Below are 23,827 nucleotides of genomic sequence, written 5' to 3' on the forward strand. Positions count from 1 at the left end.
GCTTACGGCGTCTTGATTTCCAGACGGAAGTCCATGGCTTTCGGGGTCGGGGCGATGCCTTGAATGAAGCTGGTCTGGGCGCCGTACATCATTTGGCTTTTCCACACTTCTTCTTCGGCAATCGGGAAACCTTCCGCGCCGAGCCAGGCGAAGCGGTAGTAGAAAATCTTGTTGCTGTTGAGGGTGTTGCTCAACTGCACATTGACCGTCATGAAGCCGTTTTCGCGGGCGACGCGCATGGCGCCGACGACGATGTGTTTCTGCGGACCCATGGCCACGACTTTGCTCGCGGCGCTGCCCGGCTCTGGCGGTGGCGGGGTGGCGCAGCCGCTCGCCAGCAAGGCGAGGGCGGCGACGGCGATGAGTTTGAAACGCATGCAAAGACTCCGTTCTTAAGGTTGTTTGAGGCTGGCGACGTTGGTCGCGCCGGCGCTCGGGATGACGTGTGCGGCGAGGCCGCCGGCGAACACCTGGTTGCCCACGGCGCGCAAAGTGATCACTTGATAACGCTGATCGACAGTCACCTTGACCACCGAACCGCCCACGGCGCTTGGCAGGGTAACCTGATGCTCACCCTTTTTCAGACGCAGACGCACCACTTGGGTGTAGTCCGGCAGGGTGCGCCACGTACGGGTATCGGCACCTTCGAGCACAGCTGAAGAGATACCGACGGCCAGACCGGCCAGCGGGTTGGTTTCGTTGATCTGCTTCTGCGCCACGCCTTTGGTGATCGCCCGCACGGTGGTGCGCAGGATGATCCCCGGCATGTCGTCACGCAGGGCGCGGCGGGACATGGCGGTGGTGCTGTTGAGCGCGGTCAGATCGACCTGCTGACCGTCGACGCCGATTTGCGCGAACGTCGCCGTAGAGGTGTCAGGTTTGATGATCGGGAACGACAGCGGTGTGATCACCACGTTGTTGGAGATCGGCAATGGCAGTGGCACACGGATCGAATCACGGGCCGGCGCCAGACCGCTTTGCACCACGATCAGAATGTCGCTGTCGTCGGACTTGCTTGGCTTGTCGAGATTGACCAGCGCCTGCTCCAGCAGCGGCGTGTTCGGGCGCAGTTCGGCAGCCTTGCGGTAGCCCGGTGCAGCCAGGCCTTTTTCGCCCAGCGCTTCATAGACGAAGCCGGACAGATAATGGCTGAAAGCACTCTGGTAGCTGTTCTTCAGACCCACCACTTCCGGTGCGTCGAGGCTGGCGACCGGATAACCCTGCAAGTCCTTGTACTGCATCTTGATGCCTTCTTTTTCGGCCTCTTCTTCGCTCTTGAGGTATTCCTTGTCGCGCAGGTCGGCGATCACTGCTTCACGTTCGTGAGTTTTCTTGATCGCAGTACGTGCGCCGTCGAAGTCATTGACCGCCAGCAGGTTCAGCGCCATCTGCGTGGTCAGCATGACTTTTTCGTAGTCGTAGCCTTCGTAGCGACGCACTTTGTCGTTGACGATGAAGCTGCCGAACTGAGCCAGGTACTTACCGGTGTCGAGCTTGACCGAGTCCTCCCACTGACCCACCACCCCATCGGCGCTGGTCCAGGCATTCTGGCTGCCCGAAAGGTCGCCCTTGGCGCGCAGCAACTCACCTTTCTCGAAGTAATAGAGCAGGTCTTTGTCGGGGCCGGTGTTGTTCTTTTCCAGCAGGGTCAGCGCGGCGTCGACGTTGCCGGTGGCCAGTTGCTGGTTGGTCTGTGCCAGTTCCGAGTCGTAGTTGCGAAACGCCGAACAGCCGGACAGCAAAGTGACGGCGCTGAGCGCGATCAGAGTGGGGGCGCGGAATGCCATGGGGGTACTTCTTCCCTGGAGTAATACAGCCGCGGATGCTGGTCGGGCTGGTGTGACCCATCGGCAGTGGCGCTGGCCTCCTGCCAATTCCTCATAACCTGAGGAGCTTTAATGCCCGAGCGCAATAACGCGGGCGCGGCATTATAAGCAGGCGGTGATGGCTATGTAATAGCTTTTTAATCTCACTTGTTAGTTTGGTGCCATTGCTTATTTCAGGTTGGATACCACGCTCCTTGCCGACGCCCCGTCCGACTGGAATGCGCTGCCATTGGCAAACACCCGATCACCCAAGGCACGCAAGTTGATGACCTGGCGGTTCTGGTCGATGCGGATTTTCAGTGGCGCAGCCCCGGGCGCGTTGGGCAGGCTGATCAGGTGCTCACCTTTTTTCAGGCGCAGGCGCACAACTTGGGTGAGGTTGGGCAGGGTTCGCCAGGTACGGGTGTCGGCTTGCTCGAAGCCATCCCAGTGAGTGACGTAGGAGGCTTTGCTCGGATCGCGTCGATTGTCCGTTGCCTGAACATCGGCCGCCAGAAATGCCCGATAGGTTGTGCGCTGGATAATGCCCGGCATGTCGTCACGCAGCGTACGCAAGGACATGTCGGTAATGCTGTTGACGGCGATCAGCTTTTTCTGACGACCGTCGATGCTCACTTGATTGAACGCCGGGGTCGAGGTGTCAGGGACCATCACGGGAAACGATACATTGGCAACGATGACTTGCCCGTCCGCCAACTTCACCGGGTAGGGCACGCGCACGGAACTGCGAGCCGGCGCCAGGCCGCTCTGCACGATGATCAGCACATCGCTTTCGTCTACCTTCAGTCCAGGGCTGTCGAGGTCGCGCAATGCCTGCTGGAAAAACGCCATGTCCGGACGCAGTTCTATTGCCTGACGATAGCCGGGCGCTGCCAGATCTTTCTCGCCCAGCGCTTCATAGGTGAAGCCGGCAAGATAGTGACTGAACGCGCTCTGATAGCCGTTCTTCAAGGCGATGACGGCGGAAGATTCCAGCATGACCACCGGGTAGCCTTGCAGATCCTTGTAATGGACGCGGGCGCCGCTGGCCTTGGCCGCTTCTTCGACACGCTCGTATTCCAGCTCCCGCTGGCGGGCGATCAGCGCTTCGCGCTCGTGGGTTTTCTTGATGTCGGCACGGGCGCCGTCAAAATCATTCATGGCCAGTTGGTTGAGGGCCATTTGTGTGGTCAGCATGACTTTTTCGTAGTCGTAACCATCGTAGCGGCGCAGCTTGTCATTGATGATGCTGCCCCAGTGATCGCCCATGGCGGCGAGCAACTTGTCGCCGGTGGTTTCAATGGTGTCCTGGCGCTCGATGATCATCTGCTCGGCGCTGCGCCAGGTGGTCTGGCTCTGCGCAAACTCGCCGCCGGCACTCAGTACGGCGCCCTTTTCGAAATAGTAGAGCAGGTCTTTTTCCGGGGCCGGATTGTTCGCTTCGATCACGGACAGGGCGCTGTCGATGTTGCCGGCCTTGAACTGGTCGGTGGTCTGTTGCAGTTCCATATCGTAATTGCGATACGCACCGCAGCCGCTCAGTTGCACAACGGCGGCGATCAACAGGGGCAAGTGCAAGCGATGGCGCATGAAAGGGGTTCATCCTTGAGCGGGAAATGCGACAGTTAGCGCAGTATAGGGTGCAATAGTGGCTAAGTGATGTGTCGTTTTTTTCTCCGATAGCTCGCGTCATGTCTGACGCGGCATCGACAAAGCTTGAGGGAAATGCGTTCGAAGTGAACAATATGTAACTTCGCATTTCCATTTGAGAATTTTTCATGACTGCCTCGTCCCGTTTCCTGGCCTGGCTGGTGTTCCCGCTGTTTGCCCTGAGCAGCTTCAATCTGCTGGCCGATACCGCGGAAGGCGCACCGCAAGCGCTGCACCTGCTCGACTACATCAGCGCCGACTACCCGCCGACGGTAGCCGCAGGCAAGGTGGTCGATGACTCCGAATATCGCGAGCAACTGGAGTTCACCCAAGCGCTGCAAGGCTTGATCGCCGGCATGCCGGCCAAGCCTGAAAAAGCTGCGTTGGAGCAAGGTGTCAGCGCATTGAAGGCAGCGATCACCGCGAAGCAGGACGGCGCCGAAGTGGCTCGTCAGGCGCGGCAACTGGGCGCGCAACTGGCGGTAGCCTATGAAGTCAGCCAGGCACCGATCATCACTCCGGATCCGACTCGCGGCGCACCGCTCTATGCGCAGAATTGCTCGGTGTGCCACGGTGACAGCGGCGCCGGTGACGGCCCGGCGGGACTCGGCATGACCCCGGCACCCGCCAATCTGCGTGATGCGGCGCGGTTGGATCACCTGAGCCTGTACGCGATCTACAACACCCTCGGCCAAGGCGTCGAAGGCACCGACATGCCGGCGTTTGCCGATCAGCTTGACGATCGTCAGCGCTGGGATCTGGCGACTTACATCGCCGGCTTCAGCGCCGATCCGGCGGCGGCCAAGTCGGAGAAGAGCTACAACATCGCCGATCTGGCCCGCCAGACCCCGGCCGAAGTGCAGGCTGCCGAAGGCCCGCAAGCGGCGGCGACATTTCGTGCGCAACGCGCGCAGCCGCCGCAGGTCAAGCGTGGTCCGGCGCAGTTGCTCGACTACACCGCCGCAACGCTGGACAAGAGCTTGGCGGCGTATCGCTCCGGTGATCACGATCAGGCTTATGACCTGTCGGTCGCGGCCTATCTGGAAGGCTTCGAGCTGGTCGAGAGCTCGCTGGATAACGTCGACGCCAACGTGCGCAAGGACACCGAAAAATCGCTGATGGCGTACCGGCAATCGTTGCAGGACGGCTTGCCGGTCGAGCAGGCCGAGCAGCGCCTGAACGTGGCCAAGGCCAAGCTAAAAGAGTCTGCCGGCCTGCTTGGCAGCGATGGTCTGAGCTGGTCGCTGAGCTACATCTCCGGTTTACTGATTCTGCTGCGCGAAGGTCTGGAAGCGATTCTGGTGCTGGCGGCGATCCTCGCCTTCCTGCGTAACACCGGCCAGCAATCGGCGGTGCGCAGCGTCAACGTCGGTTGGGGGCTGGCGCTGCTGGCCGGCCTCGGCACCTGGGCGCTGGCAGCGTATGTGATCGATGTCAGTGGCTCGCAGCGTGAACTGCTCGAAGGCGCAACAGCGCTGTTCGCCAGTGTCATGGTCTTGTGGCTCGGCGTGTGGATGCATGACCGTCGCCACGCAGCGGCCTGGCAGGATTACATCAAGAGCAGCCTGGTTGGTGGCGGCGGACGTTTCGGTTTCGCGATCCTCGCGTTCTTCTCGGTGTACCGCGAGTTGTTCGAAGTGATCCTGTTCTACGAAACCCTGTGGTTGCAGGCCGGTCCTGCCGGGCATGACGCGGTGCTTGCGGGCGGGGCGACGGCGCTGGTGCTGCTGGTGGGTCTGGCGTGGGTGATTCTGCGCGGTTCGGCGAAACTGCCGCTGACGCTGTTCTTCAGCATCAACGCGGCGCTGCTGTGTGCGCTGTCGGTGGTGTTTGCCGGGCACGGTGTGAAGGCCTTGCAGGAAGCCGGGATCTTCGGCACGCGGCCGGTGGCGTTCTTTGAATTCGATTGGCTGGGCATTCATGCCGATGCGTATTCGTTAACGGCGCAGGCGGTGGCGATTCTGGCGATTGGTGTGTTGTATGGGCGTAGTTGGGTGGCGGAGAAGCGGCGGGTTTCGGCTGCTTGATTGAGTGCTCCCTTAAAAGATCGCAGCCTTCGGCAGCTCCTACAGGGGCGTAGCATGTCGCAATATTGCGGCACGACGCGCACTCTGTGAGCTGCCGCAGGCTGCGATCTTTTGCTTTTAGAGGTAAAGAAAATGCGTGTATGGATCGATGCCGACGCCTGCCCACGGGCGGCGAAGGATCTGGTGGTGAAGTTCGCCCTCAAGCGTCAGTTTGAAGTGGTGCTGGTGGCCGGGCAGCCGCAGATCAAACCGGGGCTGGCCATCGTCAAACTGATCGTGGTGCCGAGCGGCCCGGATGCGGCAGACGATTATCTGGTCGAGCACGCGGTGCCTGGTGAACTGGTGATCTGCAGCGATATCCCGCTGGCCGACCGGCTGGTGAAGAAGGGCGTCGCGGCGCTGGATCCGCGCGGTAAGGAGTTCGATGCGCAGAACATGGGCGAGCGCCTGGCCGTGCGCAACCTGTTCACCGATCTGCGCGAGCAGGGCCAGATGAGCGGCGGGCCGGCGCCGTTTGGCGATCGCGAGAAGCAGGCGTTCGCCAATGCACTGGACCGGATTCTCACCCGACTGACGCGAAAACCTTAAGCCCTACACAAATCCCCTGTGGGAGCGAGCCTGCTCGCGAATGCGTTGTATCAGACAACATAGAGTTGAATGACACACCGCCTTCGCGAGCAGGCTCGCTCCCACATTGGGTTTTGTGTACTGCGGGGGATCAGGCGTCGTTTTCGTGGGTCAGTTCGAGCACACGGTCGACCAGCTTGTTGATCCCCGAAGCCGCCTCACTGATGTTCTGCGCCAGCATGTAAGCCGGGGTCGTCACCAGTTTACGCGCCTTGTCTTCGATGATTTCCGTTACCGCACAATCCTCATGGGTGGCGCCCATCTTGTTCATCGCCGTGGCGGTGTCGGTGTCGTTACCGATGGTGCAGGTCACGCCCGGGCCGTAGATCTTCGCCGCGAGTGCCGGCGAGATGCACATCAGGCCGACGGGTTTGCCCGCTTCGGCAAATGCCTCGGCCAGCGCCAGCACTTCCGGCTGCACGCTGCAGCCAGCGCCTTCGACGGCGAAGTTCGAAAGATTCTTCGCCGCACCAAAACCGCCCGGCACGATCAGCGCATCGAAATCATCGACGTCAGCATCGCGGATATCCTTGATGTTGCCGCGGGCAATGCGCGCGGATTCCACCAGGACGTTGCGCGACTCGGGCATTTCTTCGCCGGTCAGGTGGTTGATCACGTGCAATTGCGCGATGTTCGGGGCGAAGCACTGTACCTGCGCGCCACGTTGGTCGAGGCGCAGCAGGGTGATCACGCTTTCATGGATTTCGGCGCCGTCGTACACGCCACTGCCGGACAGGATCACTGCAACTTTTTTGCTCATGGGTTTCTCTCCAGATTCATGGCGCTAAATGTCCACTAAATTATCGCGCGTTGCCATAGGCTCAAGTGGTGGCTGCACCTGCATGGAACGCTTTCTACATGGATCGCAACAACGCCGGGGTGTTCATTATTTGGGGTTGCCTGCTGCGTAACGAGCGGGGGATTTTTGGCGTGAGAACGCCGCTGGCGAACGTGAATGCGCCAGAGCAGCGAGGATAAAAGTGACGTATCTGACTGAGAGGGGCGGCCAGCCCGCTCAGTGCCGGCGGGCTTGCAGCAAGTCGCCAACGAGTTACTCGGCTGGCGTCTTCGGTTCGGCGGGCTTGGACTCTTCGGCTTGATTCAGCAGTGCAGCTTTCGCGGCTTGCTCGTCGGCGTAGACCTGTTTGGCCAGCCGCGCATTCTTGAAGCGGCGGCGCAGCCACAGGCCAACGCCAAGAATCAGCAGCGCGCCGAGTACCCACAGCTCGTACTTCTTGATGCTGCCGAGCATGCCTTCAAGCACCGCGCCGAAGTGGTAAGCCGCCGCCGCCAGCGCGGTCGCCCAGATCGCCGCACCGATGCCGTTGAGCAGCAGATAACGGCCCGGCGGATAACCCGACAGACCGATCGCCACCGGCATCACCGTGCGCAGACCGTAAACGAAACGGAAACTCAGCACCCATATGTCCGGATGCTTGCGAATGTGCTCCAGCGCGCGGTCGCCCATCAGCTGCCAGCGCGGTTTGCGCGCGAGTAATTTGCGCCCGTGCTTGCGCCCCAGGAAGTACCACAGCTGATCGCCGGCATAGCTGCCGCAGAACGCCACAACCACCACCAGGTTGATGTCCATGTATCCACGGAACGCGAGGAAGCCCGCGAGCACCAGAATGGTTTCGCCTTCGAAAAACGTGCCGAGGAACAAGGCAAAGTAGCCAAAGTCATGCAGAAATTGTTGGAGCATTGTCTGGGTGCTGGCGAAATGAACGCGCAGCCTAACCCTTCGGACACATTCATGAAAGTGTCCAAATGTGTCTCGACGTGAACAATTCCTACACTGAGAATGGAATGCGGCTACGTGACACAGGTCTCACACAACTGTCATCTGTTGGTCATAATGGCCGTCTATAACTGTCACGCTCGCCCGTTTGCGCGGGCTCAGGAGTCCGCCGTGAGCTTTACCCCCGCCAACCGTCTGTTCCCTGCCACGCGCCTGCGCCGCAATCGTCGTGATGATTTTTCGCGTCGGCTGGTGCGGGAAAATGTGCTGACGGTCGATGACCTGATCCTGCCGGTGTTCGTGCTAGACGGTGAAAACCGTCGCGAAGCCGTGGCCTCGATGCCCGGGGTAGAGCGGTTGACTATCGATTTGCTGCTAGAAGAAGCGGCGAAGTGGGTCGAGCTGGGTATCCCGGCGCTGGCGCTATTCCCGGTTACCCCTCCTGAACTGAAATCCCTCGACGCCGGCGAAGCCTGGAACCCGGAAGGCATTGCCCAGCGCGCCACCCGCGCCCTGCGTGAGCGTTTCCCGGAGCTGGGGGTGATCACCGACGTTGCGCTTGATCCGTTCACCACCCACGGCCAGGACGGCATTCTCGACGAAGAAGGCTACGTGCAGAACGACATCACCGTCGACGCACTGGTTCGTCAGGCGCTGTCCCATGCCGAAGCCGGCGCGCAGGTTGTCGCACCGTCGGACATGATGGACGGTCGCATTCAGGCGATTCGCGAAGCGCTGGAGATTGCCGGTCACGTCAATGTGCGAATCATGGCTTATTCCGCCAAGTACGCCAGCGCCTATTACGGCCCGTTCCGCGATGCGGTCGGTTCGGCGTCGAACCTCGGCAAGGCCAACAAGGCCTCCTATCAGATGGACCCGGCCAACAGCGACGAAGCGCTGCACGAAGTCGGTGCGGACTTGTCTGAAGGCGCGGACATGGTCATGGTCAAACCGGGCATGCCCTACCTGGACATTCTTTTCCGGGTAAAAGATGCCTTCAAAGTGCCGACCTTCGTCTATCAGGTTAGCGGCGAATACGCCATGCACATGGCGGCGATCCAGAATGGCTGGTTGAGCGAGGCGGTGATTGTCGAATCACTGACCGCCTTTAAACGTGCCGGCGCTGATGGCATCCTGACTTACTTTGCTGTCCGCGCCGCTCAATTGTTACGAGAGCAGAAATAGCCCTCCCAGGAACATTCAATGAATACCGAAGGACTCACGGAAGTTGCAGTAAAAGAAGCTCAGCCGGTGGTCGAGCAAATCACCGAGACCCCGCCGGAACTGGAGCCTGCGCCACCCGCGCCAGTCACCGAACCTGTCGCGGCGGCGCCAGTGATTGCGATACCGGGCCTGGATGACAGCAGCCTGTACATCCACCGCGAGCTCTCGCAACTGCAATTCAACATCCGCGTGCTGGAGCAGGCGCTGGACGAGTCCTATCCGTTACTGGAACGCTTGAAGTTCCTGCTGATCTTTTCCAGCAACCTCGACGAATTCTTTGAAATCCGCGTCGCCGGCCTGAAGAAGCAGATCACCTTCGCTCGTGAACAGGCCGGTGCCGACGGCCTGCAACCGCATCAAGCGCTGGCGCGGATCAGCGAGCTGGTGCACGGTCACGTTGATCGTCAGTACGCGATCCTCAACGACATCCTGTTGCCGGAGCTGGAAAAGCACCAAGTGCGCTTCATCCGGCGCCGCAACTGGACGGTCAAGCTGAAGACCTGGGTGCGCCGCTACTTCCGCGACGAGATCGCGCCGATCATCACCCCGATCGGCCTCGACCCGACGCACCCGTTCCCGTTGCTGGTGAACAAGAGCCTGAACTTTATCGTCGAGCTCGAAGGTATCGACGCCTTTGGTCGCGACTCCGGTCTGGCGATCATCCCGGCGCCGCGCTTGCTGCCACGGATCATCAAGGTGCCGGAAGAAGTCGGTGGCCCGGGCGACAACTATGTGTTCCTGTCGTCGATGATCCACGCTCACGCCGATGACCTGTTCCAAGGCATGAAGGTAAAAGGCTGCTACCAGTTCCGTCTGACCCGAAACGCCGACCTGGCGCTCGACTCCGAAGACGTCGAAGACCTGGCCCGCGCCCTGCGTGGCGAGTTGTTCTCACGTCGTTACGGCGATGCGGTGCGTCTGGAAGTCGCTGATACCTGCCCAAAACACCTCTCGGATTACCTGCTAAAGCAGTTCAACCTGAGCGAGAGCGAGTTGTATCAGGTCAACGGCCCGGTCAACCTGACACGCCTGTTCAGCATCACCGGCCTGGACAGTCATCCAGAGCTGCAATACACGCCGTTCACCCCGCAGATCCCGAAACTGCTGCAGAACAGCGAAAACATCTTCAGCGTGGTCAGCAAGCAGGACATTCTCTTGCTGCACCCGTTCGAGTCGTTCACCCCGGTGGTCGACCTGCTGCGTCAGGCCGCCAAAGACCCGCACGTTCTCGCTGTGCGTCAGACCCTGTACCGCTCCGGCGCCAACTCCGAGATCGTCGATGCGCTGGTGGATGCCGCGCGTAACGGCAAGGAAGTGACAGCGGTCATCGAGCTGCGTGCGCGGTTTGACGAAGAATCCAACCTGCAACTGGCCAGCCGTCTGCAAGCGGCCGGTGCGGTGGTGATCTACGGCGTGGTCGGCTTCAAGACTCACGCCAAGATGATGCTGATCCTGCGTCGCGAGGCGGGCGAGATCGTCCGTTACGCGCACCTCGGCACCGGTAACTACCACGCCGGCAACGCCAAGCTGTACACCGACTACAGCTTGCTGACTTCCGACGACGCTTTGTGCGAAGACGTCGGCAAACTGTTCAGCCAGTTGATCGGCATGGGTAAAACCCTGCGCATGAAGAAGCTGCTGCATGCGCCGTTCACCCTGAAGAAGGGCATGCTCGACATGATCACCCGCGAGACGCAATTTGCGCTCGACGGCAAACCCGCGCACATCATCGCCAAGTTCAACTCGCTGACCGATCCGAAGATCATCCGCGCGTTGTACAAGGCCAGCCAGTCCGGTGTGCGCATCGATCTGGTGGTGCGCGGCATGTGCTGCCTGCGTCCGGGGATTGCCGGGGTTTCGCACAATATCCATGTGCGCTCGATCATCGGCCGCTTCCTCGAACATACCCGCGTGTTCTACTTCCTCAATGGCGGCGACGAGCAGATGTTCCTCTCCAGCGCCGACTGGATGGAGCGCAACCTCGACAAGCGCGTTGAGACTTGCTTCCCGGTCGAAGGCAAAAAACTGCTGACCCGGGTGAAGAAAGAGCTGGAACTGTATCTGACCGACAACACCCACAGCTGGAGCTTGCAGTCGGATGGTCGTTACATTCGCAACACGCCTACCGGCAACCAGAACCCGCGCAGTGCGCAGGCGACGTTGCTGGAGCGGTTGGGTAGCCCGATTTTGCCGGTGAGCAGTTGAGGCCTTGAAGGTCAAAAGCCCCTCATCGGAACGCCGCCCGCCTAACCCTCTCCCGGAGGGAGAGGGGACTGACCGAGGTGATGTCAGGGTTACGTCGACTTGCAATACCGAGTCGAACTCAGGCTTCGAAGCCAACGGAGATCGGCTCCCTCTCCCTCGGGAGAGGGCTGGGGTGAGGGGCATCGATCTCACGCACACCACTAAATCCCAGCCGAACACCCAATAAAAAAGGCGATCCAGAAGGATCGCCTTTTTTATGCCCAATCGAGGCTCAGTGGACCGTGAGCACAATCCCCACCCGCGTCAGCCAATCTGCCTCAAGGCCGAAATCCGCCTGAGTCAGCTGATTTTCATCCAGCCAGTTCTCCGGGAACTCCACATCCAGGGTGTTGCCCTTCGCGTGCAACACCACCTGCGGCATCGTCTGCGTGCCACGAATGTGGTGGAACAGGATCGCAAAGCGCAGCAGCACACACAGGCGAATCAGCTTGTCACCGTCGTCACCGAAGTCGGCAAACTTGTCTTTCGGAATATTGCGGCGATGGCCACGCACCAGCAACGCGAGCATCTGCTGGTCTTCGCGGGAAAAGCCGGCGAGGTCCGAATGCTCGATCAAGTAGGCGCCGTGCTTGTGGTAGTGATAGTGCGCAATATCGAGGCCGACTTCGTGCACTTTCGCCGCCCAGCCGAGGAGTTCGCGCCATATACCGTCATCCAGCTCCCAGTCCACAGCCACTTGATCGAACGCGTGCAAGGCTTTGCGCTCAACTCGCGCCGCTTGTTCGAGGTCGACGTGATAACGCTCCATCAGCGAGGTCAGGGTGCGCTCGCGCACGTCCTCATGGTGATGACGGCCGAGCAGGTCGTAGAGCACGCCTTCACGCAGCGCACCGTCACAGTGATCCATGCGTTGCAGTTCGAGGGCGTCGAAAATCGCTTCGAGAATCGCCAGACCTGCCGGGAAAATAGTCCGGCGATCCGGCTTGATGCCTTCAAAATCGATCTTGTCGACGTCACCGAGCTTGAACAGGCGACGCTTGAGCCAAGCCAGACCTTCGGCATTCACCTCGCCTGTGCCATGGCCGCCGGCTTTCAGCGCCAGACCGATGGCGCGGATGGTGCCCGAGGAGCCAATGGCTTCATCCCAGGTCAGGCGGTGCAGGGCGTGTTCGATGCTCATGATCTCCAGCCGCGCCGCCGTGTACGCCTGGGCGTAGCGGGCCGGGGTGATCTTGCCGTCCTTGAAGTAGCGCTGGGTGAAGCTGACGCAGCCCATTTGCAGGCTTTCGCGCAACAATGGCTCGAAGCGTTGCCCAATGATGAATTCGGTACTGCCGCCGCCGATGTCGGCGACCAAGCGTTTGCCGGGGGTGTCGGCAAGGGTGTGCGACACGCCGAGGTAGATCAGACGCGCCTCTTCACGGCCAGAGATGACTTCCACCGGGTGGCCGAGGATTTCTTCGGCGCGGTGGATGAATTCGAGGCGGTTGCGCGCTTCACGCAGGGCGTTGGTGCCGACGATGCGTACGGCGCCCAGCGGCATACCGTTGATCAGTTGGGCAAAGCGTTTGAGGCAATCGAGGCCGCGCTGCATCGATTCTTCGTTGAGCTTGCGCTCATCGTCGATGCCGGCGGCGAGCTGAACCTTTTCGCCTAGACGTTCGAGAATGCGGATTTCGCCGTTCTGGGCCTTGGCCACGACCATGTGAAAGCTGTTGGAGCCCAGGTCGATTGCGGCGATCAGGGACAGATTCTTGGCTTGGGATTGCGGCATGATCAGGGGGTCTCGGTCGATAACCCCGACATCGTGCCACGATCAAAGGCTGGCGCCAACGCGCATGGTTCAAACCGTTGATTCAGCGCAGAAAGTCTGGAGATCGCGGCGCGGCCATTCGCGAGCAGGCTCGCTCCCATAGGTGACCGCATTCCAATGTGGGAGCGAGCTTGCTCGCGAAGAGGGCATCACTGCTTCAGAAGATCTTCAGGCTGTCGCTTCCACCGTACCAATAAAGTTCGCCAGTTCCGCCGTCTGCGGATTGGCAAACAACACCTTCGGATCCCCCACCTCATGCACCTTGCCATGGTGCATGAACACCAGTTTGTCGCCGACCTCGCGGGCGAAGCGCATTTCGTGGGTGACCATGATCAGCGTCATGCCGTCCTTGGCCAGCTGCCGCACGACGCTGAGCACTTCATTGACCAGTTCCGGGTCGAGCGCCGAGGTGATCTCGTCGCACAGCAAAACCTTCGGCGACATCGCCAATGCCCGGGCAATCGCCACGCGCTGCTGCTGACCGCCGGACAACCGATCGGGGAAGGCATCGAATTTTTCCCCAAGACCCACGCGCTCAAGCATCTCCCGCGCCAACTCCGCCGCTTTGGCCTTTGGCACTTTCTGCACCACTTGCGGCGCGAGCATGACGTTTTCGCCCACGGTCAGGTGCGGGAACAGATTGAACTGCTGAAAGACCATGCCGACCTTCTGCCGCAGGCTGCGCAGATCGGCGCGGGCGGCGTCGAGGTATTCGCCGTCGACTTCGATCACGCCGTCGTTGATCGACTCCAGACCATTGAGCGTACGCAGCAAGGTGGATTTGCCCGAGCCGCTGCGGCCGATGATCGCGGCCACCTGACCTTCCTCGACGCTGAGGTCGATGCCTTTGAGCACGTGGTGATCGCCGTAGTATTTATGTAGGGCGGAAATTCTAAGCAGAGGCATGCAGTCTCCTTTCCAGGTAGCGCGCACTGAGGGACAAGGGGTAGCAGAGCAGGAAGTAGCCGAGGGCGACGAGGCCGTAGACCATGAACGGTTCAAACGTGGCGTTGGCAAGCATGCCGCCAGTCTTGGTCAGCTCGGTGAAACCGATAATCGAGGTCACCGCGGTGCCCTTGACCACTTGCACAGAGAAGCCCACGGTCGGCGCCACAGCAATGCGCAGCGCCTGCGGCAGGATCACGTAGCGCAGCTGTTCCAGTGGATTGAGCGCCAGACTCGCCGAGGCTTCCCACTGACCGTTGGCGATCGACTCGACGCAGCCACGCCAGATCTCTGCCAGATAGGCGCTGGTGAACAAGGTCAGAGCAATCGCTGCGGCCATCCACGGCGAGATTTCGATCCCGGCCAGCGCCACGCCGAAGAACACCAGAAACAGCTGCATCAACAGTGGCGTGCCCTGGAACAGCTCAATCCAGGTGCGGGCGATGCTGCTCGACACAGGGTTTTTCGAAATGCGCATGATCAATATCAGCAGGCCGACGATCCCGCCGCCAATGAACGCCACCAGCGACAGCGCCAGCGTCCATTGCAGGCCGACGAGCAGGTTGCGCAGGATGTCCCAGAAAGTGAAATCGCTCATGCGCGGCTCCTGCTGATGTAGCGGCGACCGATCCAATTGAGCAACTGGCGAATCAGCAGCGCCATGCACAGGTAGATCAGCGTGGTCAGCGCGTAGGTTTCAAAGGCGCGGAAGTTGCGCGATTGAATGAAGTTGGCGGCGAAGCTCAGCTCTTCCGTGGCGATCTGCGAACACACCGCCGAGCCGAGCATGACGATGATGATCTGGCTGCTCAGCGCCGGCCAGACCTTGCCCAGCGCTGGCAGCAAAACTACATGACGGAACGCCTCGAAACGCGTCATCGCCAGCGCCGCTGCGGCTTCCAGTTGCCCGCGAGGAATCGCCTGAATGCCGGCGCGAATGATCTCGGTCGAATAGGCGCCGAGGTTGATCACCATCGCCAGCACCGCCGCTTGCCATTCGGAAATCTGCACGCCAAGCGACGGCAAACCGAAGAAGATGAAGAACAACTGCACCAGAAACGGCGTGTTGCGGATCAACTCGACGTAGACGCCGAAGATTGCCGAGAACGGGCGGATGTTCCACGCCCGCACCAACGCCCCGACAATTCCGACGCCGACCCCGAGCAACGCACCGATGGCGGTCAGCTCAAGGGTGAACAGCGCCCCGCGCAGCAACAGGTCGGTGTTTTCCACCACCGGCATGAAATCGAACTGATAAGCCATGAAGGTCTCCCGCGCAGTCGATCAGAGATCGGCCGGCAGTGGCTCTTTCAGCCAGGTCTGCGAATTCTTTTCCAGTGCGCCGTCAGCCTTGGCGGTGGTCAGGATGTCGTTGACCTTGGCCAGCAGCGCCGCTTCGTTCTTGTTCACGCCGACGTAGACCGGCGAATCCTTGAGCTTCACTTTCAGGGCTGGAACGCGTTTCGGGTTCTTTTCGCTGATTGCGACCATCACCACGTTGCCGCTGGCGATTAGGTCAACTTGCCCTGCGAGGTAGGCGGCGATGGTCGAGTTGTTGTCTTCGAAGCGCTTGATGGTCACGCCTTCGGGGGCGACCTTGGTCAGTTCGATGTCTTCGATGGCGCCACGGGTGACGCTGATGGTCTTGCCCTTGAGGTCGTCGAGGCTGGCGATCGCAGAGTCTGGCGGGCCGAACACGGCGAGGTAGAAGGGGGCGTAGGCGCGGGAGAAGTCGATGACTTTCTCGCGCTCGGGGTTTTTGCCGAGGCTGGAAATCACCAGATCGACTTTGCCAGTGGTGAGGAACGGGATGCGGTTGGTGCTGTTGACCGGGGTCAGTTCGAGTTTGACCTTGAGTTGATCGGCCAGCAGTTTCGCCGTGTCGATGTCCAGACCGCGCGGCTTCATGTCCGGGCCGACCGAGCCGAACGGCGGGAAGTCCTGAGGCACGGCGACTTTCAGCGTGCCGCGTTTGACCACGTCGTCGAGACCGTCGGCGTGAGCGGGAGCCTGGCTGAGCAACAGAGAGGAGAACAGAGCGGCGAGGAGGGCGCTGTAACGCTTGGTCATGAACAATCTCCGGATCGGCGGGAAGTGATTTCTGCGTTCGGACAGAGCATGGGCCGTGCCAATACGTGGCTTTCGTCGTGGCAGGCCGCGGTTTCAGCGGGTTTGTTCGGTCTTACTGGTCTGAACAGTCAGGTTGTTTTTCGCACCGCTATCGCGCATCGCTCCGCAGTATCGAACCCCGCTGGGGCACGACTTGCCGGACTCGGCGAATAGCTTTACAACTAGCCGCACATTGGCCTGGCGCGTCTGAAAAACCATGAATTCGATTTCCCGTGCAGTACCCGAAGTGGCGCTGCAAGCGATCCGCAAACTGATCACCGAGCAGGGTTTCGGCGCGGGCGATGCCTTGCCGTCGCAACGGGATCTGGCGCTGCAACTGGGCGTCAGCCGGGCGTCGTTGCGCGAGGCACTGTCATCGTTGAGTGCGCTGGGCGTGGTCAGTATTCAGCCGGGCAAAGGCGTGTTCGTGCAGTCGCCGGTGGAGCTGTCGCGCGGCGAAAATGCACCGGGTTGGTCGTTTGCAGCGCAGGCGTCGCCGCTGGATATCTTTCAGTTGCGCTATGCGCTGGAAGGTTTTGCGGCGGGACTGGCGGCGGTGACCTTGAGCACGTTCGATCTGGATGCGCTGGAAGACAATGTTGCGGCCATGCGTGACCAGTTGAAGGCCGGCGACTTCGACGCCGCCGCGAAACTCGACTTCGAATTCCACCGGCGCATACTGTTGGCCAGCGGCAATCAGGCGATGCTGAACATCCTCACGGCCAGCGCCGAGATGTTCCTGGAAAGCCAGAAACTACCGTTCATCCGCGCCGAGCGCGCCATGGAGACCTGGCAGGAACACCGCAAGATTCTGCGGGCCCTCGCACGCCGGGCGTCCGCTGCGGCGCAAAAAGCCATGCAGGAACACGTGCGCAACGCCGCACTGCGCACCGGAATTTCCTTCATCGCCCCCGCCACGGCGTGACTTGAGCTATACCCAAACTCATCGAGTGCCATAGCAAGACTCAATCAACTGCGGCTTCCTGAACAGGGGAAGGGCGGCTATGATGGGCCACGTTTTTTTGCTTACAACCTGGAGAATTCCATGAGCAGCGATCTTATCAAACACGTTAGCGACGCTAGCTTCGAAGCCGACGTACTCAAGGCCGAAGGCGCTGTCCTGGTCGATTACTGGGCTGAATGGTGCGGTCCTTGCAAAATGATCGCTCCGGTTCTGGACGAGATTGCCGAGACTTACAAAGGCAAGCTGACCGTTGCCAAACTGAACATCGACGAAAACCAGGAAACCCCGGCCAAGCACGGCGTGCGTGGTATCCCGACGCTGATGCTGTTCAAGAACGGCAACGTTGAAGCGACCAAAGTCGGCGCCCTGTCGAAGTCGCAACTGGCGGCTTTCCTCGACGCCAACATCTAAGCGTCGCTGTAAAGTGCCTGAAAAAAAGCCCCGCAAATTAGCGGGGCTTTTTGCGTATTCAGGGCTAGACGCTCCGAAACTCAGGTGGTACATTCGGCCCCGCACTGGTTTCTCCATTGCCCCCTGCTAGCCGTCGCCGACGCACTCCTTTTCGAATTAGTTCGCGATCCTGTCGCCTTCTCTGCGGCGCGGCCTCATTAAGCCAAAAGCTTAATTTCCCCCCCTCCATAAATGATTACGTCATTCCTATATGAATCTGACTGAACTCAAGCAAAAGCCGATTACCGAACTGCTCGAATTGGCCGAACAGATGGGCATAGAAAATATGGCCCGTTCGCGCAAGCAGGACGTGATTTTCTCCCTGCTGAAAAAGCACGCGAAAAGCGGCGAGGAAATCTCCGGTGATGGCGTGCTGGAGATTCTCCAGGACGGCTTCGGCTTCCTGCGCTCCGCTGACGCTTCCTACCTGGCCGGCCCGGACGATATCTACGTCTCGCCAAGCCAGATCCGCCGCTTCAACTTGCGCACCGGTGACACCATCGTTGGCAAGATCCGCCCTCCGAAGGAAGGCGAGCGGTATTTCGCTCTGCTCAAGGTCGACACGATCAACTTCGATCGCCCGGAGAACGCGAAAAACAAGATTCTCTTCGAGAACCTGACCCCGCTGTTCCCGACCGTGCGCATGAAGATGGAAGCCGGTAACGGTTCCACTGAAGACTTGACCGGTCGTGTGATCGACCTGTGCGCTCCGATCGGCAAAGGCCAGCGTGGTCTGATCGTCGCACCGCCGAAAGCCGGTAAAACGATCATGCTGCAAAACATCGCAGCGAACATCGCTCGTAACAACCCTGAAGTTCACCTGATCGTGCTGCTGATCGACGAGCGTCCGGAAGAAGTAACCGAAATGCAGCGCACCGTGCGCGGTGAAGTGGTTGCGTCGACCTTCGACGAGCCGCCGACCCGTCACGTACAGGTAGCTGAAATGGTGATCGAGAAGGCCAAGCGCCTGGTCGAACACAAGAAAGACGTGGTGATCCTGCTCGACTCCATCACCCGTCTGGCCCGTGCCTACAACACCGTGATCCCGAGCTCCGGCAAGGTATTGACCGGTGGTGTCGATGCCCACGCCCTCGAGAAGCCAAAGCGTTTCTTCGGTGCTGCGCGTAACATCGAAGAAGGCGGCTCGCTGACCATTATCGCCACCGCGCTGGTTGAAACCGGCTCGAAGATGGACGAAGTGATCTACGAAGAGTTCAAGGGTACCGGCAACATGGAACTGCCTCTGGATCGCAAGATCGCCGAGAAGCGTGTGTTCCCTGCGATCAACATCAACCGTTCCGGCACCCGCCGCGAAGAGTTGCTGACCGCCGACGACGAACTGCAGCGTATGTGGATCCTGCGCAAGCTGCTGCACCCGATGGACGAAGTGGCTGCCATCGAGTTCCTGGTCGACAAGCTGAAGACGACCAAGACCAACGACGAGTTCTTCTTGTCGATGAAGCGCAAGTAATACGAAACACGTTTGAAAAGGAGCGCCCGAAAGGGCGCTTTTTTTTTGCCTTGGATTATTTGTATCTGGATTGAAGTTTGCGCGGCTGATAACTTCGCGCCTTCAAGGGATTTTGTATCCAGAACAGGTAAGGTTTTTTCATGCACACGTTTGGCAATCGCCGTGATATCGACGGATTACGGGCACTGGCGGTTATTCCCGTCGTACTGTTTCATTTCGGATTCACTACATTCAGCGGCGGTTTTGTCGGCGTTGATGTGTTCTTCGTCATTTCCGGCTTTCTGATCACCTCGATTCTGTTCCGCGAAATCAGCGCACAGCGTTTCAGTTTTCTGGATTTCTGGGGCCGTCGTGCCCGGCGTATCCTGCCGGCATTGACCGTCGTGGTTATCGTGACGCTGGCATTGGGCTGGCTGCTGCTGACGGCCAAGGACCTTGCCGAACTGGGGCGAACGATTCGTTACCAGTCGCTGTTCATTTCCAACATCCTGTTCATGCGTGAAGACGGCTACTTTGCGCCGGCGTCGGAGCTCAAACCACTGCTGCATACCTGGTCGCTGGCGGTGGAAGAGCAGTACTACATCTTCTTCCCGTTGATGATGGTGTTGCTGATGCGCTATGTCCGCCATTGGCGCTGGATGTTGTTTGCCGTGCTGCTGGTGTCGTTCGGCTTGAACATCATCTACATCGAGCGCCGTCCGGAGTTTGCCTTTTTCTCGTTGCCGACCCGCGCGTGGGAGCTGCTGTGCGGGGCCATGCTGGCGGTGATGCCCGTGCCCAGGCATGTCGCGCGGCCGTGGCTGCGTCAGTGTGTTGGCCTGGCCGGCCTGGCGGCGGTGCTGGTGGCGGTGTTCACCTTCGACAAGTCCACGGTGTTCCCGGGCTGGGCAGCATTGCTGCCGGTATTGGGCACGACGGCGCTGATCTGGTCTGGCGCACAGGGCCCAACGTGGGCGGGCCGGTTGTTGAGTGTCCGCGTTCTGGTTTGGATCGGCCTGCTGTCCTACTCGCTGTACCTGTGGCACTGGCCGGTTTACGTGTACGCCAATGCGATCTCCATCGATGGCATCCAACCGCTGGAGGCGCTCGGCTGGATGGCACTTGCGTTGGCGCTGGCCTGGCTGAGCCTGCGTTACATCGAGCTGCCGTTTCGTGAGAAACGTGTATTCGCCAGTCGTAACTCGGTGTTGGTCGGCGGTCTGGTGTCGATCACCGTGCTGGCGATCACCGGCTCGGCGATTCGCTCGGCAGACGGCGTTCCGCAGCGTCTGACCGGCAAGGCGCTGGAATATGCGCAATCGCGCGAGTGGAACGCCGGGCAGTCGAAGTGCATGCACTTGAGCACGGACAAGGCACTGACCAAGACCTGCCTTGTGGGCGGTGATCAACATATTACGGCGACCAAAATGTTCTGGGGCGACAGTCACGCCGCAGCGTTGTTGCCAGCCATCGAAGGCAATGCCGGACGCAACGTGCAGCCGGTGTGGCTGTACAGTTTGACCGGGTGCCCGCCGATCATCGATGACCACTTGCGCCCGCAGTGCAAGGACTTCAACCAGCGCAACATGGACCGCGTCACGAGTCTGGGGATCAAGGACGTGGTGCTGGCGGCGAACTGGAGCCTGTACGTTTATGGTCGTGAAGACGGCGATGGCGATCTACAGTTCCTGCTTGATCGCAAGGACAACCCACGCCAGGCAGAGCAGCGCATGGCCGCCGCCCTCAAGGCGCAAGTGGCCGAGCTGCGTGAAGCGGGAGTGCAAGTCTGGCTGTTCAAGGAAGTGCCGCTGCAACACAAGAGCTTCATCGACCGTCTGACCAGTCTGGCGCGCATCGGCCGTTCGGCAGAAGGTCTCGGTCGCCCGCTCAACGAACACTTGGCTCGCCAGCAGTTTTTCACGTCGTTGTTCGGCTCGATGAGCGCCGCTGATTCCGGCATTCATGTCATCGATCCGACGCCGTTGATGTGCAAGGACGGCTTGTGCGCTATCGATGTCGACGGCCACTCGCAGTACAAGGATGCCGATCATCTTTCGGACGTTGGCAGCGCCAGACTGAGCCCGTTGTTTGCGCCATTGATGCTGGGCACCAGCGACAATTGAATGATGCCAGGCTCTGACGGGCTGCTGTTTGCCCGTCAGAGCAGGTAGGATGTACGCCTATTTTGAGGGTGCCATCGTCAATGAAATTCAAGGATCTTCGGGATTTCGTGCAGCAGCTTGAGCAGCGCGGAGAGTTGAAACGCATCCAGATTCCCGTCTCGCCGGTGCTGGAAATGACCGAGGTGTGCGACCGCACGCTGCGGGCCAAGGGCCCGGCGTTGCTGTTCGAAAAGCCCACCGGCTACGACATCCCGGTACTCGGCAACCTGTTCGGCACCCCAGAGCGGGTGGCCATGGGCATGGGCGCCGAGTCGGTCAGCGAGCTGCGCGAAATCGGCAAACTGCTGGCCTTCCTCAAGGAACCCGAGCCGCCGAAGGGCTTGAAGGACGCGTGGTCGAAGCTGCCGATCTTCCGCAAGATCATCTCGATGGCGCCGAAAGTCGTCAAAGACGCGGTGTGCCAGGAAGTGGTCATCGAAGGCGACGATGTCGATCTGGCGATGCTGCCGGTGCAGACCTGCTGGCCCGGCGACGTCGGCCCGCTGATCACCTGGGGCCTGACCGTCACCAAAGGCCCGAACAAGGAACGCCAGAACCTCGGTATCTACCGTCAGCAAGTGATCGGCCGCAACAAGGTGATCATGCGCTGGCTCAGCCATCGTGGCGGCGCTCTCGACTTCCGCGAGTGGTGCGAGAAGCATCCGGGCCAGCCGTTCCCGGTGTCCGTTGCATTGGGCGCGGACCCGGCGACCATCCTCGGCGCGGTGACGCCAGTACCGGACAGCCTGTCCGAATACGCTTTCGCAGGGCTCTTGCGCGGCAATCGCACCGAGCTGGTCAAGTGCCGTGGTAACGACCTGCAAGTGCCGGCCACTGCCGAGATCATCCTCGAAGGCGTGATCCATCCGGGCGAAATGGCCGATGAAGGCCCGTACGGCGATCACACCGGTTACTACAACGAAGTCGACAGCTTCCCTGTGTTCACCGTCGAGCGCATCACCCACCGGATCAAACCGATCTACCACAGCACCTACACCGGCCGTCCGCCTGATGAGCCGGCGATCCTTGGCGTGGCGCTGAACGAAGTGTTTGTGCCGATCCTGCAGAAGCAGTTCCCGGAAATCACCGACTTCTACCTGCCGCCCGAAGGCTGCTCTTATCGCATGGCCATCGTGACCATGAAGAAGTCGTATCCGGGGCATGCCAAGCGCGTGATGCTCGGTGTATGGTCGTTTTTGCGACAGTTCATGTACACCAAGTTCGTTATCGTTACCGACGACGATATCAACGCCCGCGACTGGAACGACGTGATCTGGGCCATCACCACGCGCATGGACCCCAAGCGCGACACGGTGATGATCGATAACACGCCGATCGACTACCTCGACTTCGCCTCGCCGATCTCCGGCCTGGGTTCGAAAATGGGCCTCGATGCCACCCACAAGTGGCCGGGCGAAACCACTCGCGAGTGGGGCCGCGTGATCGTCAAGGACGACGCCGTCACCCAACGGATCGATGCCATCTGGAATCAGTTAGGAATAGATTGATGCGTGTAACCCTGCAGCCCTCCGGAGCAGTGCTTGAGATACAGCCCGGTGAGCGGATTCTCGACGGCGCGCGGCGTCTGGGCTACGAATGCCCGCAAAGCTGCCGCAACGGTAATTGTCATGTGTGTGCGGCGTTGCTGGTTGAAGGCCGCGTCGCCCAGGAGGGCAAGGTCCACGACCACGGCGAGTTCTACACTTGCATAGCCGAGCCGCTGGAAGACTGCATCCTGCTGTGGGATGGCGTGCTCGCGCCGGGAGAACTGCCGGTGCGCAGCCTGTCGTGTCAGGTCATCGAGTGCCGCGACGTGGGTGGTGACACCTGGCGTGTGCGTTTGCGCGCGCCGGCCGGCAAGCCACCGCGCTATCACGCCGGGCAGTATTTGATGATCGAGCGCGAGAACGGTGAGAAATCAGCATTCTCCATGGCCTCGGCGCCGCACGGCGGACGTGATCTGGAAATCCATGTGCTGGCGCGCGAAGCCAGTGCATTGAGCCTGATCGAACAGCTGCAACGCAACGCTATGGTGCGCGTCGAGCTGCCGTTCGGTGATACGCATCTGGCTGAATTGCCCGACGGGCCGCTGGTGCTGGTCGCCGCCGGTACCGGCATGGGCCAGATTCACGCGCTGATCGAGCATTGCCGCGCCAACGGCTTCAAACATCCGGTGCATCTGTACTGGGGCGTGCGCCGTCCGGAAGATTTCTATCAGATCGAACATTGGGACGAATGGCTGAAATTGCCCAACCTGTTCCTGCACAAAGTCGTCAGCGATCAATGCGGTTGGGAAGGGCGCTGCGGCATGCTGCATGAGGCGGTCTGTGAAGACTTTCCCGACCTGAAACCTTTGCACGTCTACGCCAGTGGCTCGCCAGCCATGGTCTACGGCACGCTGGACGCGTTGGTTGAAGCGGGGATGGACGCTCATCAAATGCGCGCAGACGTGTTCGCTTACGCCCCTCGCTCCTGAATCCGTTATAACTCTCTATATAGCCGATCGGTATTTATCTAATTGCATAAATACCGCTAGGTTATATATCAATCAGGCAATCGATTAAGAACTGTGCCATGGCACTCAAATTGCCTTAAAACATATGTGCCTTATTGTTACAGCGGTGCGTTCTATTAAGTAATTCTTCACCCGCGGGGAGC

The 23,827-nt window shown here is 60.2% G+C and carries 20 protein-coding genes; 10 read left to right on the forward strand and 10 right to left on the reverse strand.

Annotation, left to right across the window (positions count from 1 at the left end; genetic code table 11):
* Positions 1 to 2 precede the first annotated feature (2 nt).
* The 3 genes from ACI514_RS26630 to ACI514_RS26640 form a co-directional block, all read right to left on the reverse strand.
* Positions 3 to 377 carry a YcfL family protein gene (locus ACI514_RS26630; protein WP_127930191.1) on the reverse strand — a complete coding sequence of 125 codons (375 nt, stop codon included), beginning with the start codon at positions 375 to 377 and terminating at the stop codon, positions 3 to 5.
* Positions 378 to 392: 15 nt separating this feature from the next.
* Positions 393 to 1,787, reverse strand: a complete 1,395-nt coding sequence (locus ACI514_RS26635; protein WP_405122675.1) for a COG3014 family protein — start codon at positions 1,785 to 1,787, stop codon at positions 393 to 395.
* Positions 1,788 to 1,994: 207 nt separating this feature from the next.
* The gene (locus ACI514_RS26640; protein WP_160059853.1) at positions 1,995 to 3,395 is read right to left on the reverse strand and encodes a COG3014 family protein; all 1,401 of its coding nucleotides are present in this window, start codon (positions 3,393 to 3,395) and stop codon (positions 1,995 to 1,997) included.
* 188 nt (positions 3,396 to 3,583) lie between these two features.
* Between ACI514_RS26640 and ACI514_RS26645 the strand changes: the two genes are divergently transcribed.
* A complete protein-coding gene (locus ACI514_RS26645; RefSeq protein WP_160059852.1) occupies positions 3,584 to 5,482 on the forward strand; it encodes an FTR1 family protein in 1,899 nt (632 codons plus the stop codon).
* A gap of 132 nt (positions 5,483 to 5,614) precedes the next feature.
* Positions 5,615 to 6,070: a YaiI/YqxD family protein gene (locus tag ACI514_RS26650; RefSeq protein WP_007911138.1), complete on the forward strand. Its 456-nt coding sequence runs from the start codon at positions 5,615 to 5,617 to the stop codon at positions 6,068 to 6,070.
* A 130-nt stretch (positions 6,071 to 6,200) separates the two neighbouring features.
* On the opposite strand, the gene elbB is transcribed toward ACI514_RS26650, so the two are convergent.
* Both elbB and ACI514_RS26660 read right to left on the reverse strand, forming a co-directional pair.
* On the reverse strand, positions 6,201 to 6,869 hold the full coding sequence (gene elbB / locus ACI514_RS26655) for an isoprenoid biosynthesis glyoxalase ElbB (protein WP_160059851.1): 669 nt from the start codon (positions 6,867 to 6,869) through the stop codon (positions 6,201 to 6,203).
* A gap of 291 nt (positions 6,870 to 7,160) precedes the next feature.
* Entirely contained in the window at positions 7,161 to 7,811 is a 651-nt protein-coding gene (locus tag ACI514_RS26660) for a DedA family protein (protein ID WP_116028473.1), read from the reverse strand.
* Between the two features lie 207 nt (positions 7,812 to 8,018).
* Here ACI514_RS26660 and hemB point away from each other — a divergent pair, with 207 nt between their 5' ends.
* Together hemB and ppk1 are read left to right on the forward strand one after the other, a co-directional pair.
* Positions 8,019 to 9,032 carry a porphobilinogen synthase gene (gene hemB, locus ACI514_RS26665; RefSeq protein WP_160059850.1) on the forward strand — a complete coding sequence of 338 codons (1,014 nt, stop codon included), beginning with the start codon at positions 8,019 to 8,021 and terminating at the stop codon, positions 9,030 to 9,032.
* Between the two features lie 18 nt (positions 9,033 to 9,050).
* Positions 9,051 to 11,276, forward strand: a complete 2,226-nt coding sequence (gene ppk1 / locus ACI514_RS26670) for a polyphosphate kinase 1 (RefSeq protein WP_160059849.1) — start codon at positions 9,051 to 9,053, stop codon at positions 11,274 to 11,276.
* A gap of 271 nt (positions 11,277 to 11,547) precedes the next feature.
* On the opposite strand, the gene ppx is transcribed toward ppk1, so the two are convergent.
* The 5 genes from ppx to ACI514_RS26695 form a co-directional block, all read right to left on the reverse strand.
* The gene (ppx, locus tag ACI514_RS26675; protein ID WP_008081406.1) at positions 11,548 to 13,050 is read right to left on the reverse strand and encodes an exopolyphosphatase; all 1,503 of its coding nucleotides are present in this window, start codon (positions 13,048 to 13,050) and stop codon (positions 11,548 to 11,550) included.
* Between the two features lie 207 nt (positions 13,051 to 13,257).
* The gene (locus ACI514_RS26680) at positions 13,258 to 13,995 is read right to left on the reverse strand and encodes an amino acid ABC transporter ATP-binding protein (RefSeq protein ID WP_405122676.1); all 738 of its coding nucleotides are present in this window, start codon (positions 13,993 to 13,995) and stop codon (positions 13,258 to 13,260) included.
* Positions 13,982 to 14,632, reverse strand: coding sequence for an amino acid ABC transporter permease (locus tag ACI514_RS26685; RefSeq protein ID WP_160059847.1), 651 nt, complete (start codon positions 14,630 to 14,632; stop codon positions 13,982 to 13,984). The genes ACI514_RS26680 and ACI514_RS26685 overlap by 14 nt, the downstream gene beginning before the upstream one ends.
* Positions 14,629 to 15,297, reverse strand: coding sequence for an amino acid ABC transporter permease (locus ACI514_RS26690; RefSeq protein ID WP_007911165.1), 669 nt, complete (start codon positions 15,295 to 15,297; stop codon positions 14,629 to 14,631). The genes ACI514_RS26685 and ACI514_RS26690 overlap by 4 nt, the downstream gene beginning before the upstream one ends.
* Before the next feature lie 21 nt (positions 15,298 to 15,318).
* Positions 15,319 to 16,104, reverse strand: a complete 786-nt coding sequence (locus ACI514_RS26695) for a transporter substrate-binding domain-containing protein (RefSeq protein ID WP_160059845.1) — start codon at positions 16,102 to 16,104, stop codon at positions 15,319 to 15,321.
* 256 nt (positions 16,105 to 16,360) lie between these two features.
* Here ACI514_RS26695 and ACI514_RS26700 point away from each other — a divergent pair, with 256 nt between their 5' ends.
* The 6 genes from ACI514_RS26700 (at position 16,361) to ACI514_RS26725 (ending at position 23,645) form a co-directional block, all read left to right on the forward strand.
* Positions 16,361 to 17,068 carry a FadR/GntR family transcriptional regulator gene (locus tag ACI514_RS26700; protein WP_160059844.1) on the forward strand — a complete coding sequence of 236 codons (708 nt, stop codon included), beginning with the start codon at positions 16,361 to 16,363 and terminating at the stop codon, positions 17,066 to 17,068.
* Between the two features lie 120 nt (positions 17,069 to 17,188).
* Positions 17,189 to 17,518 carry a thioredoxin TrxA gene (gene trxA / locus ACI514_RS26705; protein ID WP_003206727.1) on the forward strand — a complete coding sequence of 110 codons (330 nt, stop codon included), beginning with the start codon at positions 17,189 to 17,191 and terminating at the stop codon, positions 17,516 to 17,518.
* A 250-nt stretch (positions 17,519 to 17,768) separates the two neighbouring features.
* Positions 17,769 to 19,028, forward strand: coding sequence for a transcription termination factor Rho (gene rho / locus ACI514_RS26710; protein WP_003229334.1), 1,260 nt, complete (start codon positions 17,769 to 17,771; stop codon positions 19,026 to 19,028).
* 140 nt (positions 19,029 to 19,168) lie between these two features.
* Positions 19,169 to 21,130, forward strand: a complete 1,962-nt coding sequence (locus tag ACI514_RS26715; protein ID WP_405122677.1) for an acyltransferase family protein — start codon at positions 19,169 to 19,171, stop codon at positions 21,128 to 21,130.
* 80 nt (positions 21,131 to 21,210) lie between these two features.
* Entirely contained in the window at positions 21,211 to 22,677 is a 1,467-nt protein-coding gene (ubiD, locus tag ACI514_RS26720; RefSeq protein WP_008081413.1) for a 4-hydroxy-3-polyprenylbenzoate decarboxylase, read from the forward strand.
* Positions 22,677 to 23,645, forward strand: a complete 969-nt coding sequence (locus ACI514_RS26725) for a CDP-6-deoxy-delta-3,4-glucoseen reductase (protein ID WP_160059842.1) — start codon at positions 22,677 to 22,679, stop codon at positions 23,643 to 23,645. The genes ubiD and ACI514_RS26725 overlap by 1 nt, the downstream gene beginning before the upstream one ends.
* Positions 23,646 to 23,827: the final 182 nt, after the last annotated feature.

Origin of the sequence: Pseudomonas sp. M20 (assembly GCF_045037865.1) — a bacterium.
Classification (GTDB): domain Bacteria; phylum Pseudomonadota; class Gammaproteobacteria; order Pseudomonadales; family Pseudomonadaceae; genus Aquipseudomonas.

Excerpts from the sequence above, each read along its gene's own strand:
- ACI514_RS26635 (WP_405122675.1), bottom strand. The coding sequence starts at position 1,787 with ATGGCATTCCGCGCCCCCACTCTGATCGCGCTCAGCGCCGTCACTTTG.
- ACI514_RS26690 (WP_007911165.1), bottom strand. The coding sequence starts at position 15,297 with ATGGCTTATCAGTTCGATTTCATGCCGGTGGTGGAAAACACCGACCTG.
- ACI514_RS26630 (WP_127930191.1), bottom strand. The coding sequence starts at position 377 with ATGCGTTTCAAACTCATCGCCGTCGCCGCCCTCGCCTTGCTGGCGAGC.
- ACI514_RS26660 (WP_116028473.1), bottom strand. The coding sequence starts at position 7,811 with ATGCTCCAACAATTTCTGCATGACTTTGGCTACTTTGCCTTGTTCCTC.
- ACI514_RS26700 (WP_160059844.1), top strand. The coding sequence starts at position 16,361 with ATGAATTCGATTTCCCGTGCAGTACCCGAAGTGGCGCTGCAAGCGATC.
- ACI514_RS26650 (WP_007911138.1), top strand. The coding sequence starts at position 5,615 with ATGCGTGTATGGATCGATGCCGACGCCTGCCCACGGGCGGCGAAGGAT.
- ACI514_RS26645 (WP_160059852.1), top strand. The coding sequence starts at position 3,584 with ATGACTGCCTCGTCCCGTTTCCTGGCCTGGCTGGTGTTCCCGCTGTTT.
- ACI514_RS26685 (WP_160059847.1), bottom strand. The coding sequence starts at position 14,632 with ATGAGCGATTTCACTTTCTGGGACATCCTGCGCAACCTGCTCGTCGGC.
- ppx (WP_008081406.1), bottom strand. The coding sequence starts at position 13,050 with ATGCCGCAATCCCAAGCCAAGAATCTGTCCCTGATCGCCGCAATCGAC.
- ACI514_RS26725 (WP_160059842.1), top strand. The coding sequence starts at position 22,677 with ATGCGTGTAACCCTGCAGCCCTCCGGAGCAGTGCTTGAGATACAGCCC.
- ACI514_RS26640 (WP_160059853.1), bottom strand. The coding sequence starts at position 3,395 with ATGCGCCATCGCTTGCACTTGCCCCTGTTGATCGCCGCCGTTGTGCAA.
- elbB (WP_160059851.1), bottom strand. The coding sequence starts at position 6,869 with ATGAGCAAAAAAGTTGCAGTGATCCTGTCCGGCAGTGGCGTGTACGAC.
- ppk1 (WP_160059849.1), top strand. The coding sequence starts at position 9,051 with ATGAATACCGAAGGACTCACGGAAGTTGCAGTAAAAGAAGCTCAGCCG.
- ACI514_RS26680 (WP_405122676.1), bottom strand. The coding sequence starts at position 13,995 with ATGCCTCTGCTTAGAATTTCCGCCCTACATAAATACTACGGCGATCAC.
- rho (WP_003229334.1), top strand. The coding sequence starts at position 17,769 with ATGAATCTGACTGAACTCAAGCAAAAGCCGATTACCGAACTGCTCGAA.
- ubiD (WP_008081413.1), top strand. The coding sequence starts at position 21,211 with ATGAAATTCAAGGATCTTCGGGATTTCGTGCAGCAGCTTGAGCAGCGC.
- trxA (WP_003206727.1), top strand. The coding sequence starts at position 17,189 with ATGAGCAGCGATCTTATCAAACACGTTAGCGACGCTAGCTTCGAAGCC.
- ACI514_RS26715 (WP_405122677.1), top strand. The coding sequence starts at position 19,169 with ATGCACACGTTTGGCAATCGCCGTGATATCGACGGATTACGGGCACTG.
- ACI514_RS26695 (WP_160059845.1), bottom strand. The coding sequence starts at position 16,104 with ATGACCAAGCGTTACAGCGCCCTCCTCGCCGCTCTGTTCTCCTCTCTG.